General features: G+C 39.8%; 13 protein-coding genes. 10 read left to right on the forward strand and 3 right to left on the reverse strand.

Annotated elements, in window-relative coordinates:
• Window positions 1-91 precede the first annotated feature (91 nt).
• From QRN39_RS04265 to hag (QRN39_RS04295), 7 genes are all read left to right on the forward strand, one after another.
• Window positions 92-721 (forward strand): hypothetical protein, encoded by a 630-nt coding sequence (locus QRN39_RS04265; protein WP_284906257.1) that lies wholly within the window; start codon window positions 92-94, stop codon window positions 719-721.
• Between the two features lie 164 nt (window positions 722-885).
• Complete coding sequence (gene alr, locus QRN39_RS04270) at window positions 886-2067, forward strand: alanine racemase (protein ID WP_284906258.1); 1182 nt, start codon at window positions 886-888, stop codon at window positions 2065-2067.
• Window positions 2068-2169: 102 nt separating this feature from the next.
• Window positions 2170-3693: a Kelch repeat-containing protein gene (locus QRN39_RS04275; protein ID WP_212046029.1), complete on the forward strand. Its 1524-nt coding sequence runs from the start codon at window positions 2170-2172 to the stop codon at window positions 3691-3693.
• Between the two features lie 236 nt (window positions 3694-3929).
• Window positions 3930-4829 (forward strand): flagellin Hag, encoded by a 900-nt coding sequence (gene hag, locus QRN39_RS04280; protein ID WP_044141242.1) that lies wholly within the window; start codon window positions 3930-3932, stop codon window positions 4827-4829.
• Window positions 4830-5103: 274 nt separating this feature from the next.
• Complete coding sequence (gene hag / locus QRN39_RS04285; protein WP_284906259.1) at window positions 5104-6021, forward strand: flagellin Hag; 918 nt, start codon at window positions 5104-5106, stop codon at window positions 6019-6021.
• A 336-nt stretch (window positions 6022-6357) separates the two neighbouring features.
• Window positions 6358-7248 carry a flagellin Hag gene (hag, locus tag QRN39_RS04290; RefSeq protein WP_044141244.1) on the forward strand — a complete coding sequence of 297 codons (891 nt, stop codon included), beginning with the start codon at window positions 6358-6360 and terminating at the stop codon, window positions 7246-7248.
• A 289-nt stretch (window positions 7249-7537) separates the two neighbouring features.
• Window positions 7538-8437: a flagellin Hag gene (gene hag / locus QRN39_RS04295; protein WP_003211802.1), complete on the forward strand. Its 900-nt coding sequence runs from the start codon at window positions 7538-7540 to the stop codon at window positions 8435-8437.
• A 32-nt stretch (window positions 8438-8469) separates the two neighbouring features.
• Here hag (QRN39_RS04295) and QRN39_RS04300 read toward each other — a convergent pair whose 3' ends face one another.
• Window positions 8470-9942 carry an NAD(P)/FAD-dependent oxidoreductase gene (locus tag QRN39_RS04300; protein WP_284906260.1) on the reverse strand — a complete coding sequence of 491 codons (1473 nt, stop codon included), beginning with the start codon at window positions 9940-9942 and terminating at the stop codon, window positions 8470-8472.
• 221 nt (window positions 9943-10163) lie between these two features.
• On the opposite strand from QRN39_RS04300, the gene QRN39_RS04305 reads away from it, so the two are divergent.
• The gene (locus QRN39_RS04305; protein WP_253622706.1) at window positions 10164-10988 is read left to right on the forward strand and encodes a methyl-accepting chemotaxis protein; all 825 of its coding nucleotides are present in this window, start codon (window positions 10164-10166) and stop codon (window positions 10986-10988) included.
• A gap of 37 nt (window positions 10989-11025) precedes the next feature.
• Here the strand turns inward: QRN39_RS04305 and QRN39_RS04310 are convergent, their stop codons facing one another.
• Window positions 11026-11397 (reverse strand): DUF5412 domain-containing protein, encoded by a 372-nt coding sequence (locus tag QRN39_RS04310; RefSeq protein WP_058014230.1) that lies wholly within the window; start codon window positions 11395-11397, stop codon window positions 11026-11028.
• 225 nt (window positions 11398-11622) lie between these two features.
• Here QRN39_RS04310 and QRN39_RS04315 point away from each other — a divergent pair, with 225 nt between their 5' ends.
• Entirely contained in the window at window positions 11623-12246 is a 624-nt protein-coding gene (locus QRN39_RS04315) for a poly-gamma-glutamate hydrolase family protein (RefSeq protein ID WP_050945224.1), read from the forward strand.
• 16 nt (window positions 12247-12262) lie between these two features.
• Here QRN39_RS04315 and QRN39_RS04320 read toward each other — a convergent pair whose 3' ends face one another.
• Window positions 12263-12811 carry an ImmA/IrrE family metallo-endopeptidase gene (locus tag QRN39_RS04320; RefSeq protein ID WP_050945223.1) on the reverse strand — a complete coding sequence of 183 codons (549 nt, stop codon included), beginning with the start codon at window positions 12809-12811 and terminating at the stop codon, window positions 12263-12265.
• 310 nt (window positions 12812-13121) lie between these two features.
• Between QRN39_RS04320 and QRN39_RS04325 the strand changes: the two genes are divergently transcribed.
• A complete protein-coding gene (locus tag QRN39_RS04325; protein WP_050945222.1) occupies window positions 13122-14021 on the forward strand; it encodes an N-acetylmuramoyl-L-alanine amidase in 900 nt (299 codons plus the stop codon).
• The last annotated feature ends 38 nt before the right edge of the window (window positions 14022-14059 follow it).

The raw sequence follows: 14059 nt of genomic DNA on the forward strand, positions 1-14059 counted from the left end.
TTCTTCATATAAATATTCTTAAATCACCTTACTTCAAATGCTATACTATGGCTAAACCATTCATGAAGGGTCATGATAGGAGGAGCATTGTGTGATATTCATCATAGGCATTATCACTGCTTTTATGATTGCTATTTTAGGTTTTACTGTTTTCGTAGATGTAGGGAATGGATGGGGAACGGCTCTTAGCATCATCGGAGGACTCGTCATTTTAATCATAGCCGGTAGATGTCAAAGACGAAAAGAACAGAATGATCCCAACATATTATTGGACAAAATGATGATGCTTTTTCACGAAGATGGGTTTCAGGCATCTACCTATATCTTTTCGGAGCAAGTTGATAAGGGCTTTGCGATTGATGATGAGTTAAAGAAAATGCGCTTTATTGAATATCAGCCTGGCGGGTCAACTAGAAAAAATAGATTTGCAGTCACTGAGCTATCCATGAAAGATTTGAAACAAGTTGAGATGTTAGAAGATGGGGTGCCGATTGCTTCAGCTGAGAGAGATGATAAAGAAGAGGTCTCAACGCTTGAATTAAGATTAATAATGAATGACCGAGAGTCATCAACGATCACGATCAACTTCTTGCAATTTGATGTGCCTGTTCATAAAAGCAATGCTCAATACTTAGCTGAACGGGAAAATTTACAGGAGATTTATCATGATATTGATGCAATGATGAAATCTGCGGATGACATTGAATATCATCGCACATAGAGAAGAAATCACAGTTGATGTGGTTTCTTTTTTTTGTGAGATAAGACAAAGCAGGTTCAGTCATTGTAGTTGAATGTTTTTCTTAAAAATGAATAAAGATAGACTAGACGCAAAAGTGAACATGGAGATAGAAAGAACGCTCATGTGATGAGGAGGAAAAATAAATGAAAAAGCTATGCAGGGAAGTCTGGATCGAAGTCAATCTTGATGCGATTAAAAGAAATATCGAAGCCATTCAAGCGCATATTCCAAGGAAAAGTAAGATCATGGCTGTCGTGAAGGCGAATGCTTATGGACATGGCTCAGTGGAGGTAGCCCGGCAGGCACTGGAAAGCGGTGCGACGGAGCTCGCAGTTGCTAGCTTGGAGGAAGGCATTGTGCTGCGAAGAGCAAAAATTGAAGCACCGATTTTGGTTCTTGGATTTACCCCGCTCGACTGTGTGAAAAGGGCTGCGGCCTGGAGAATTGATCTATCTGGCCTTCGTGAAGACTGGATTGTTGAAGCAAATGAGATCTTAGCGGAAGAAGAAAGTCATCGCCGGCTTGGGATTCATGTCAATGTCGACACAGGGATGGGACGATTAGGTGTACGAACGAAGGAAGAGCTGTTAGGAGTGGTGGAAGCTCTTGAAAAGAGTGAAAATCTTAGATGGGACGGGATTTTTACGCATTTCTCCACTGCAGATGAGCCTGACCCTGACTTCACGCTTCTGCAGCACAGCATTTTTATTGAATTTCTTCGCTTTTTGAAAAAACAAGGAATTAAGCTGCCAACCGTACATATGAACAATACAGCGGCTGCTATCGCGTTTCCTGAATTTAGCGCTGATATGATTCGGCTGGGCATCGGGCTATATGGTCTGTATCCCTCGCAATACATTGAAAGCATAGACGCTGTTCAGCTAGAGCCCGCTCTCAGTTTAAAAGCAAGGATTGCGTTCGTAAAGGAAATGGTGACAGAGCCAAGGACCGTCAGCTATGGGGCAACGTATGTAGCAAAACCTGATGAGGTTATTGCGACCATACCGATCGGTTACGCAGATGGGTACTCACGTGCTTTATCAAATCGGGGATTTATGCTTTTCCGCGGAAAACGAATGCCGATTGCTGGCCGAGTCACAATGGATATGACGATGATCAGTTTAGGAGAAATGAAAGCAAAGCAAGGCGAGGAAGTCGTCATATACGGTCGTCAAAAGGGCGGAGAAATTTCTGTCGATGAAATTGCTGAAATGCTCAATACGATCAACTACGAAGTCATCGCCACCCTAAGCCGCCGCGTCCCAAGATTTTATCGTCGAGGCGGGAAGATTATTAAAATATCGACACCGGTGATGTATGTGTGAGGATTTTATTATAAAAAGTTTAATTAAAAAGCCATTAAATTGTAAACTTTACAAATATTAGATCGATAAAAGGAGGGAATATAATGATGTGGAGGAATAAAAATGAAAAAGAAATTTTTACTATTTATCATGGTACTTCTTTTAATAAGTACCCTTAGTCCATTTAAAGCAGATGCAGAAACAAAATCAACTGGATGGACGAAACGAGCTGATTTACCAGAAGAACGTATTAATGCCGGTGTAGGAGTGGTAGATGGAAAAATTTATTTATTTGGCGGAGCAAGTGAAAAAAATAAGTTAAATAATCAAACATTTATGTATGACCCTAAGAAAGATGTTTGGGAAGAAAAAACGAGCATGCCGAGAAATAGAACAGGTGGTACTTATGCTACAGTAGGTAAGAAAATATATCTAATAGGTGGAATAAACGAAGAGACAAAAACAGCTTATAACACGATTGATATATATGATACAGAACTTGATCAGTGGGCTGAAGAGCCAATTCAAATACCCAGAGACCCTGTATTTTCAACTTATAGTAAGGGAACTTTGTACGCAGTTGCAGTAAAAGAGGATATATATATTGTATCTTCAAAAAATTCTTATAAGAATAATGTCTATCAATACAATACAGCCTCTGGTGAATGGAAGAGCTTGAACTCATCGGGTTTACCATCTCGAAATGGGAGAGCCATTTCTGCAATTGATGGCAAAATATATGTTGCCGGTGGAGAAAATTCGATTGGGCATAGTAGAGAAAGATCTTTGTTCCAGTATGATATCTCAACAGATAAATGGAGTAAATTAAAAGATAGTGACTTAACTTCATATTCATTTGAACCAGCCTATGAAACATATAATGGGAAATTCTTCGTTATTGGAGGACAGTTGACTGGTGATTATTCAAGTGAAATACTGAAGAAAGTTCAAATTTTCAACCCAGAAAATGGCCAATTTAAAAATTCAGCATATGATTTACCAGAAGGTAGAGTATCAGCTGTTGCAGCAATTGTTGATGACCATTTGTATGTCATTGGCGGACGTAACTACTCATATTATATGGGGAATTTTTCTGCAAAAAGTGATTACAAATCAGTGATTTCCATTCCATTAAACGACTTGCAAATAACTGAAGATGAGGCAAAACCAGATGATGATACAATAGAAGAGCCAAAAGATCAGGATGTGACAAAACCAGATGATGGCACAACAGAAGAGCCGAGAGATCAGGACGGAACAAAGCCTGGTGATGGATCAACAGAAGAACCAAAAGACCAAGACGGAACAAAACCTGATGATGGGTCAACAGAAGAACCGAAAGATCAGGACGGGACTAAGCCTGGGGATGGATCAACAGAAGAACCAAAGGAACAAGACGGAACAAAACCTGGTGAAGAAGTAACAAAGGGTATACTTTCAATTACTATGATAAATGGACTGCAAAAAGATTATTTGCTTTCAATGAAAGAAATCAACGATTTTCTTAACTGGTATAAAGAAAGAAGCTTTGGAATTGGTATGAACTTCTATGAAATCAATGATGAACACAATAAAGGGTCTTTCACAAGTAAGAAGGATTATGTGGTGTACCAAAATATTTTAATGTTTGATATCAAACAATACTGATATGATATTCATATAATGGCAAAACTGCTGATGATAGATCAGCAGTTTTTGTTTTTGTGAAATTGTTAAAATTAGGATCAAAGTCATGAAAAAATGCGATATTTCAAAAAAAATCTGCTAAACATCCTATTACCACGTCCGATAATAAAATTGTCAGGGTTGATAAGCCCTAGAACGAAGGACTTTTTTCAGACAAGGACGTCTGTCAGGTCCCGCATACATGGAGGTAATAGGAAATGAGAATTAACCACAATATCGCAGCACTTAACACATTAAACCGTTTGTCTGCAAACAACGGTGCGAGCCAAAAGAACATGGAGAAGCTTTCTTCTGGTCTTAAAATCAACCGTGCAGGAGATGACGCAGCAGGTCTTGCCATCTCTGAAAAAATGCGTGGACAAATCCGCGGATTAGAAATGGCTTCTAAAAACGCACAAGACGGTATCTCTCTTATCCAAACAGCTGAAGGTGCATTGACTGAAACTCACTCGATCCTTCAACGTGTACGTGAGCTTGTTGTTCAAGCTGGAAACACTGGGACACAAGACGGAACAGATCTTGGTGCTATCCAGGAAGAGATCAACAATCTGGTTCAAGAAATTGGTAATGGTACTGGAAAAAATGGTATCTCTGATCGTACTGAGTTCAACGGTAAAAAATTGTTGAATGGCGACTTTGCTAATGGTACAGCTACTTTAACATTCCAAATCGGTGCAAACAAAGCGCAAAAATTAGATGTAAATATCGAAGCAATGTCTTCTGACAAACTAGGGGCTCTTAATAATGGAACTCTTGTAGCGGGTCAAGCAGTCTCTAATATTGATGTTACACAATTCGCTGCTGCTACACCAACACTTACATTTGATCAACAACTAGACATCGTAGATGGTGCGATCAAACAAGTTTCAGACCAACGTTCTAAACTTGGTGCAGTCCAAAACCGTCTAGAGCACACAATCAACAACCTTGGTGCTTCTTCTGAAAACTTAACAGCTGCTGAGTCTCGTATCCGTGACGTTGACATGGCGAAAGAAATGAGTGAGTTCACAAAGAACAACATTCTTTCTCAAGCGTCTCAAGCAATGCTTGCACAAGCGAACCAACAGCCACAAAACGTACTTCAATTACTTCGTTAATAACAGGCCCCTTTATGGGGCTTTTTTATTTTGTTCCTATTCATTTTAATACAGGCTATGTGCTCATCACTTGAACGAATAGCATAATAGAAATTTTTGTGAAACTAAATAGTGAATAAAGATATGTAAAATTGATCAATAAATATTAAAAAATGTTAAACTTCCTATGAAATAATCCGATAAAAGAATTGTCAGGGTTGTTAAGCCCTAGAATTAAGGACTTTTTTCAGACAAGGACGTCTGTCAGGTCCCATATACATGGAGGTAATAGGAAATGAGAATTAACCACAATATCGCAGCACTTAACACATTGAACCGTTTATCTGCAAACAACGGTGCGAGCCAAAAGAACATGGAGAAACTTTCTTCTGGTCTTAAAATCAACCGTGCAGGAGACGATGCAGCAGGTTTAGCAATTTCTGAAAAAATGCGTGGACAAATCCGCGGATTAGAAATGGCGACGAAAAACGCACAAGACGGTATCTCTCTTATCCAAACAGCTGAAGGTGCATTGACTGAAACTCACTCAATCCTTCAACGTGTACGTGAGCTTGTCGTTCAAGCTGGAAACACAGGTACTCAGGATGAAACAGACCTTGGTGCTATCCAAGAAGAAATCGCTAACCTAGTTCAAGAAATTGGTGACGGTTCTGGCAAAAACGGTATCTCTGACCGTACAGAATTTAACGGAAAGAAACTACTTGACGGTTCTTTCAGCGCAGCTGGTGCTAATGCAAAATCATTAACTTTCCAAATCGGTGCAAATAAAGCACAAAAATTAGATGTGAACATCGAAGCAATGTCTTCTACAGCACTTGGTGCATTAGAAGCTGACGGAACTCTTAAAGCAGACCACGCAGTAGCAGACATCGATGTAACACAATTTGCCACTCCTGCTGCTGCAGGCGCACTTTCTTTCGATGATCAATTAGATATCGTTGATGGAGCTATCAAACAAGTATCTAACCAACGTTCTAAACTTGGTGCAGTTCAAAACCGTCTAGAGCACACAATCAACAACCTTGGTGCTTCTGGTGAAAACTTAACGGCTGCTGAGTCTCGTATTCGTGACGTTGACATGGCGAAAGAAATGAGTGAGTTCACAAAGAACAACATTCTTTCTCAAGCATCTCAAGCAATGCTTGCACAAGCGAACCAACAGCCACAAAACGTACTTCAATTACTTCGTTAATGAAGGGCCCCTTTATGGGGCTTTTTTATGTCTACTGATATTTGAAAAAAGCAGATCCTGAATATATCATGTGAGACCCACTTGGTGCGTACTTATATTTTAAATTAAAAATATGATAAGAAGAACTAATATTTTAAAAGGAGCACACAATACGTCTTTTCCATAGAACTAAATCATGAATTAAGACTGATAAATTAATAAATAAATATTAAAAAGTGTTAAACTTCCTATGAAATATTCCGATAAAAGAATTGTAGGGTTGATAAGCCCTAGAATAAAGGACTTTTTTCAGACAAGGACGTCTGTTAGGTCCCACATACATGGAGGTAATAGGAAATGAGAATTAACCACAATATCGCAGCACTTAACACATTGAACCGTTTGTCTGCAAACAACGGTGCTAGCCAAAAGAACATGGAGAAACTTTCTTCTGGTCTTAAAATCAACCGTGCAGGAGACGATGCAGCAGGTTTAGCAATCTCTGAAAAAATGCGTGGACAAATCCGCGGACTAGAAATGGCTTCTAAAAACGCACAAGACGGTATCTCTCTTATCCAAACAGCTGAAGGTGCATTGACTGAAACTCACTCAATCCTTCAACGTGTTCGTGAACTAGTTGTACAAGCTGGAAACACGGGTACACAAGACGATACAGATCTTGGTGCAATTCAAGAAGAAATCAATAACCTAGTTCAAGAAATTGGTAACGGTACGGATAAAAATGGTATCTCTGATCGTACTGAGTTCAACGGTAAAAAATTGTTGAATGGTGATTTTGAAACAGCTACATTAACTTTCCAAATTGGTGCAAACAAAGCACAAAAATTAGATGTAAACATCAAAGCAATGTCTGCTGATAAACTTGGAACAGACCCAGCTGATGCAACTAAAACAGTTTCAGCTCTTAAAGTAACTGATTTTGCAACTATTGCTGCAGGTGCTGCAGGTGGTTTCAATGATCAATTAGATATCGTTGATAATGCAATCAAACAAGTGTCAGATCAACGTTCTAAACTAGGTGCGGTTCAAAACCGTCTAGAGCACACAATTAATAACCTAGGTGCTTCTTCTGAAAACTTAACAGCTGCTGAGTCTCGTATCCGTGACGTTGACATGGCGAAAGAAATGAGTGAGTTCACAAAGAACAACATTCTTTCTCAAGCGTCTCAAGCAATGCTTGCACAAGCGAACCAACAGCCACAAAACGTACTTCAATTACTACGTTAATGACAGGCCCCTTAATGGGGCTTTTTTTTATGGTGTTTTTTTCTTCGATTTTCCCCCAGTCTTATGATTCTTAAATCCCTCTGGTAAATCATGAAAAATGACCTTTAAATTTGATATACACTAGCGAAATGATCATAATAAATAAGGCTTTTTCCTTATTTAATCCTTTTTTGTTAAACAAATTCCATTAATGTTCGATAAATGGATTGTAAGGCTTACAAAAAAATTCTAATTTAGAACTTTTGGACAAGGATGTTCAATTGGTTCAAACACATGGAGGTAATAGGAAATGAGAATTAACCACAATATCGCAGCACTTAACACACTGAACCGTTTGTCTGCAAACAATGGAGCAGGACAAAAGAACATGGAGAAGCTTTCTTCTGGTCTTAAAATTAACCGTGCAGGAGATGATGCAGCAGGTCTAGCAATCTCTGAAAAAATGCGTGGTCAGATCCGCGGATTAGAAATGGCGACGAAAAATGCTCAAGACGGTATCTCTCTTATTCAAACAGCTGAGGGTGCATTGACTGAAACTCACTCAATCCTTCAACGTGTACGTGAACTAGTCGTTCAAGCTGGAAACACTGGTACACAAGATGAAACAGACCTTGGTGCAATTCAAGAGGAAATTGATGCACTAGTTCAGGAAATTGGGAACGGTACAGATAAGAACGGTATTTCTGACCGTACTGAATTCAACGGAAAGAAACTTCTTGATGGAACTTTTGCTGCTGAACCAGAAGACGGAGAACCGAAAAAACTTACTTTCCAAATTGGAGCTAACGGTGCGCAGCAATTGTCAGTTCATATTGAAGCAATGTCTGCTGATAAACTTGGAGTTGAGGATAAAACCGTTTCTACTATTAAAGTAACTGATTTCGCCGAAATTGCAGCAGATGAAGAAGGTGGGTTTAACGATCAATTAGCAATCATTGATGGAGCGATCAAACAAGTTTCAGACCAGCGTTCTAAACTTGGAGCAGTCCAAAACCGCCTCGAGCACACAATCAACAACCTTGGTGCTTCTGCTGAAAACTTAACAGCTGCTGAGTCACGTATTCGTGACGTTGACATGGCGAAAGAAATGAGTGAGTTCACAAAGAACAACATTCTTTCTCAAGCGTCTCAAGCAATGTTAGCTCAAGCAAACCAACAGCCGCAAAACGTACTTCAATTATTACGTTAATGAAAAAGCCCCACTAAGGGGCTTTTTTTGTTTCAATCTAATGAAAGCAAGTGCTGTAAACGAAAGTCAGGAACCGCTTCATGGAAAAAAGCTCGATTGCGTTTATCGTCCTCTTGATCCCACTGACTCCACCATTCAGCCGTTTCTCCAGAAGTGTCAGCTTGAATCATGTCAAGCAGCTGTTCTAAGTTGATGATGTCTCTCGGTTCTATTAAGAAAGAATGCATCCGGTGATACGCTTCAAGACGTTTAGGCTGTTTTGTGACAATGGCGTATTGTACGTAGCGATTTAAAAATTCCTGTACAAACGTTAAATGAGGAATGGTTTTTTCTCCTTTTAACTCGACGCCTTCCCACGCCATATCAGCAATTGCACAAAGCCACCAGCCAAGTTCACTCGCGTGCTGCATTTGTTGTAATGTGTCCTTTTCAAAAGATAGCCGCTCATTTTCTTGTGCTTGTTTGAGCATGCGCTCAAGAGTTTGTGCTTCGAGTGCGGCCTTTGTCATTCCTTGACCATGAATGGGATCTAATGTACACAAGGCATCGCCCATCACCAATAATCCACTTGGCCAGTCGTGCATTTGTTCATAGTGATATCTCACGCAAGAAGGGACTCTAAATCCTTTTGGCTTTGTATAGGGCGTTAAATGAGTGATGGCATCTGCTATTGCGGGATGCGCGAGTGCAGCTGTTTCTGAATCAAATTGATCAGCGTCTGTTGTTGGATAATGTGCTCCGCCAGCTGCAGAGAGAAGAACAGCTACTAAATCATGATCTACCCGTTCAAATAGTCCTGTTGGGATTTGCCTTTCCGGCTGACCCACTACGACCATTGATTGCTGGTATGGCGCTTCTGGTTGTATCTTGTAGTATCTTGTGCTGTAACCGAGTGACACCGTTAATTCATCTGCCCGTGGTAAGGTCAGTCCAGCATCCTTCAGCCATTTTGGCAATTTAGACATTCTTCCAGACGCATCGACCACTAAGTCTGCTTTCATTTCACGAATGCTTCCTGGTTTTTCATGCCGATCTTTCACGACCAGTCCAATGACTTGGTTTGTTCCCTCTTTCAACTGAAGTGAGAGGGCTTCATGTTTTTCTAAACATTGCACCCGTCCCTCATTTAACATTCTTTGCATCAGCACCCACTCTAGCATGGCACGTCTTGTGACGGCTGTTTCTTCGGTATCAGTAAGCGTTAACTCACCATCTTTTGTAATAAAACGAGAGGTTTGATGCCACGTATTAAATCCGCCCATTGTCAGTAACTCTTTTGTATAACCAGGAAATAGACGTTCCACTATTTGCTTGCCTAGTGGCAGCATTCTATGTGGATGAAAAGCTTGAGGAGTGCCGAGACGATTCTTAGGAGAGTCTGGCATTTCGTCCTTTTCGATAATGAAAACTTGATGATAAAACGTTGATAAAACTTTTGCAGCGAGTATTCCCGTCATGCCGCCGCCAATGACGATCGCCCGCTCATATGTCATAGGTTGTCTCACAACATGCGCCTCCAATGAATATATATAATGATTACATGACCATTTCATCATATGTTGATACTTAAATTATAGCAAATTTACGTTTTGTTGAATATAAAGAGGGAATTTCCTTCTTTTTACTCGTACATATGAGAAATAACTTTCATCATCATCATTATTTTTAAAAATTAACTATTATTTTAAGAAGAACGACCGATAAATAATACAAGGGGGTAGAGGAAATGGATATACTACAGAGTATAGTGACAGCAGCACCTTATATGATGCAGATTTTAAAAAATGAAGTGACGATGGGTGTCATTGACCGAGAGAAATTTTTGCTGTATTTGCCATCGAAAGATGTTGATTTTCAAATTCGAGCTGGTGAACGTATTAAACCAGATGATCTGAATATGAAAAAAGCGTTGAGAGGTGAGACATCGAGTATGTTTGTGCCTGAATCAGTGTATGGAGTACCATTAAATGCGATGGGATTGCCTATTTTTGATGAAAATGGGCAAGTGATTGGTGCCCTCGCTTTAGGATTTCCACTCAAAAATCAAATAGAGCTTGAAGCGTATATGGATTCATTGAATGACATTATTCAAAGTATTCAAGAAAAAGTGCACGTGGTGGCGGCACATTCAGAGGAGCTTTCTGCTACAAGTGAGGAGATGACCTTACAAACGCAGCAAACTCTTGAAAGCTCGAAACAAACAGCCGATATTACAAAAATGATTAAAGGCATCTCGAAACAAACGAGTTTGCTAGGATTGAATGCGTCAATTGAAGCGGCCAGGGCAGGAAAAGAGGGAGCAGGTTTTAGTGTTGTAGCAAGTGAGGTTCAAAAGCTTTCAAGTGAAACTTCACGTGCAACAGAAAACATCGAAAGCTCACTGCAAGGAATCTCCTCCAATATACATACATTACTTGAAAGTATGGACCATATGAAAGGTTCTTCATCAGAACAGGCTTTACTTGTGACAGAGTTTAGTGAAATTGTCGATCGATTGACGACGGTTAGTAAGGATATGAAGAAATTCATGCAAACCGTCATGTCAACGTAAAAAACGAATCCAAGAGGGATTCGTTTTTTTTGATGCGTTATTTTCTCTTGTTCTGATCAAAGCGATAATCGTAGGTGTCGCCTTTCACCACATTTAAAAACTCATGTCCAATTTGAACAAGCTGTCCGTTTTTCCATTTGATGAGAGGGTCCTTATCAGGGTATTTCCAGTAAATCGTTTTCTTGCGGTGGGTCAGTTTGTTTTCAATTTCTGCTCTGACTGCGTTTTCCTTTAGCTTTCCTCCGCTATGCTGATAGGTGTTGATGATGTACATTCCGTCAGGTGATGACATCGAGCGGATGAATGTTCCGTGAGACACGCCTTGAAGAGAGAAGCATTTCCAATAAATAATTCCAGCGAAGCTAAGGAGTAAGATGATAAGAGTGAGGGTGGTTTTCTTTTTTAACATGAATTCCTCCAGATGTAGATCACAATATTTCTAATTTATGAGAGAGAATACAAAAAGATTCATATAGTCCAAAAGTTCTATTCGTTTCAATTATCGGTCATTTTTTCTCAAAATTCAACAGAATGCCGTAAATGTAAGGAAAATTTAAGGAAGATTCGAAACCTCTTTACAAAAGAATGAGGGATCAGTAGACTTATGCTCATATAAAGAAATGGAGCAGATGACATGAGGCAAATTATCGATACGTATGAAAATTATGAAGAGCTCTCCGCTCATGAAAGAAAAGGGATTGATTATCAAATTCTTCACAAGCGGAAAGGTGACCAGCTGCTAGTTTTGTCTCCTCATGCTGGAGGAATTGAATCAGGCGTGAGTGAGCTTGTTCATGAAATTTCTAGTGACTATTCTATGTATTTATTTGAAGGCCTTAAAGTAAAAGGCAATCATGTTCTTCATATTACAAGTACACGCTTTGATGAGCCGCTTTGCCTTTCGGAAGTGCATACCCATCATTATACGTTTGCACTTCATGGCTACGGAGAAACAGAGGTGCTTCAAACGTTAGTGGGAGGTACAGACAGAGAAAGAGCGGCAGAAACTGTGAAGCGTTTAACGCAAAATGGCTTTCAAGCATTGCTGCTAGCCGAATCTGATCGTTTTTCTGGAACGCATCCTGATAATATCAATAACAAATGTCTGACAGGAAAAAGTGTACAACTTGAAATTAGTCAGGCGCAAAGAAGAGCATTCTTTCAAGACTTTAGGCGTCAATACCGGCGAGATACACAAACTGAACAATTTTATCGGTACACAAATGTACTCAAACAAGTATTAGCCCTTTATGAATAAACTTTTATGCGATGATTTACGTTTGATAAACTGCTTCTTTTTCAGCGACTCTTTCTGCTTTCATTAAATAAGACGTAAACTCCTGTTGAAAGCGAATACCTGCTTTTCGCTGTTCGAATAAGGCAAGCCGTTTTTCAGCAAAAGCCCAAGTGACGTGAAACGTTTGAGCAATATGCAAAATGGCTTGCTGCCGAAGGGGTGGAAGCTTCATTTTCATCAGTATAAAGGTTGGAACACAAAAGTGATACATGAATTGTTTTGCCTGAAACTCCTGCAGTTCTCGAAAGAGTTTGTTCATTTTGAAATGATTGCCTGTATGCTTTAGCACATGACAAAGCTCGTGGGCGAAATCCTGCCACTGTTCTTCAGGTGATAGGGATCTGTTTAAGATAATACTGTAAAGACCTTGATGCTGGATCATCATGCTGCCAGTCTCCTCGTAATGGACCCACACGCGAAATTCAGAAGCGATCCTTTGCATCTCTCTATAAGCAGGACCGCTTATTTGTAATTGAGCATATAAACGCTTAATATCTTCTTCTAAATGGGTTAAAAAACCAGTCATTTGAAAACCTCCATACAAACGTATGTTCTATTTTTGGCGTAAAAGAAAAGTCCATATAGGACTAAATAGCTAAATGAGCTATTACTTACTTTTATTATCGGCTTATTTTTAACAATTTTAACATAAAATCAAGGAAAAATGGAATTAATTCCTGTTTTTTTCTGTATTTTTGCACGTTTCACGACTAAAAAGAGTGAATTGAATTCAAATTTTACCATAGTCTTCTCATGAAAACAAACAAGTATTGTCTTACGAATGCCACCGATTGATGAGAAAGATCAATTCAATTTAGCAAAAGGGAGTGCAGTACATGGTACAAATTTATCAAGATTTTATTCCAGTTGGAAACGGAAACCGCCCAGGATATGCGATGACACCGGAGTATGTAACGGTGCATAACACAGCAAACACGTCAAAGGGAGCGGATGCGAAAAGTCATGCGGCCTATGTAAAAAGCCCAACGACAGAGGTGAGCTGGCACTTTACAGTGGATGATCATGAAATCTTTCAGCATCTGCCGTTAAATGAAAATGGCTGGCATGCAGGGGATGGTCATGGGAATGGTAACCGGAAGTCGATCGGAATTGAAATTTGTGAGAATGTAGATGGGAATTTTCAGCAAGCGGTCAAACATGCACAATGGCTCATTCAAAAGCTGTTAAAAGAACATCACATTCCGCTAGCAAACGTGGTCACACATCAGTACTGGTCTGGAAAAGCATGTCCACGCCAGCTTCTATCTACTTGGGATGAATTTAAAAAAGGGATTGGAACGGCAGAAGATCCGGAGACGGTCATCACGTATGTCGTGAAAAGCGGTGATACGTTAACGAGTATTGCGAAAGCTCACGGGGTCACAGTTCAGGATTTACAGAAGTGGAATGACATTAGCGATCCGAACAAGATTCAAATTGGACAGGTTCTCAAAATTTATCGTAACGATGCAAAGAGCTTGTATGAGCTGCCAGATGGGGTTTTAAAGGTGACTTCTCCATTGACAAAGGGAGAGCATGTACGCCTCGTCCAGCAGGCGCTTGCTGCTGTTTATTTTTATCCTGATAAAGCAGCTGCAAATAAAGGAATAGACGGAGTTTACGGAGAAAAAACGGCGAACGCCGTAGCACGTTTTCAGCTGGTAAATGGTCTGACAAGTGATGGGGTATACGGACCTAAAACGAAGGAAAAGCTTCTGAAGCTGTTAAGTAAGTGAGTGTTTCTGTTTGTATGATTGGATGATTGCTTCACTTT

The sequence above is a fragment of the Bacillus sp. lyk4-R2A-2 genome (genome assembly GCF_030209735.1).
Classification (GTDB): Bacteria; Bacillota; Bacilli; order Bacillales; family Bacillaceae; genus Bacillus; species Bacillus pumilus.

Bases quoted from the DNA above. Each gene is read 5' to 3' on its own strand.
- alr (WP_284906258.1), top strand. From the start codon at position 886: ATGAAAAAGCTATGCAGGGAAGTCTGGATCGAAGTCAATCTTGATGCG.
- QRN39_RS04275 (WP_212046029.1), top strand. From the start codon at position 2,170: ATGAAAAAGAAATTTTTACTATTTATCATGGTACTTCTTTTAATAAGT.
- hag (WP_044141242.1), top strand. From the start codon at position 3,930: ATGAGAATTAACCACAATATCGCAGCACTTAACACATTAAACCGTTTG.
- hag (WP_284906259.1), top strand. From the start codon at position 5,104: ATGAGAATTAACCACAATATCGCAGCACTTAACACATTGAACCGTTTA.
- hag (WP_044141244.1), top strand. From the start codon at position 6,358: ATGAGAATTAACCACAATATCGCAGCACTTAACACATTGAACCGTTTG.
- hag (WP_003211802.1), top strand. From the start codon at position 7,538: ATGAGAATTAACCACAATATCGCAGCACTTAACACACTGAACCGTTTG.
- QRN39_RS04305 (WP_253622706.1), top strand. From the start codon at position 10,164: ATGGATATACTACAGAGTATAGTGACAGCAGCACCTTATATGATGCAG.
- QRN39_RS04310 (WP_058014230.1), bottom strand. From the start codon at position 11,397: ATGTTAAAAAAGAAAACCACCCTCACTCTTATCATCTTACTCCTTAGC.
- QRN39_RS04315 (WP_050945224.1), top strand. From the start codon at position 11,623: ATGAGGCAAATTATCGATACGTATGAAAATTATGAAGAGCTCTCCGCT.
- QRN39_RS04320 (WP_050945223.1), bottom strand. From the start codon at position 12,811: ATGACTGGTTTTTTAACCCATTTAGAAGAAGATATTAAGCGTTTATAT.
- QRN39_RS04325 (WP_050945222.1), top strand. From the start codon at position 13,122: ATGGTACAAATTTATCAAGATTTTATTCCAGTTGGAAACGGAAACCGC.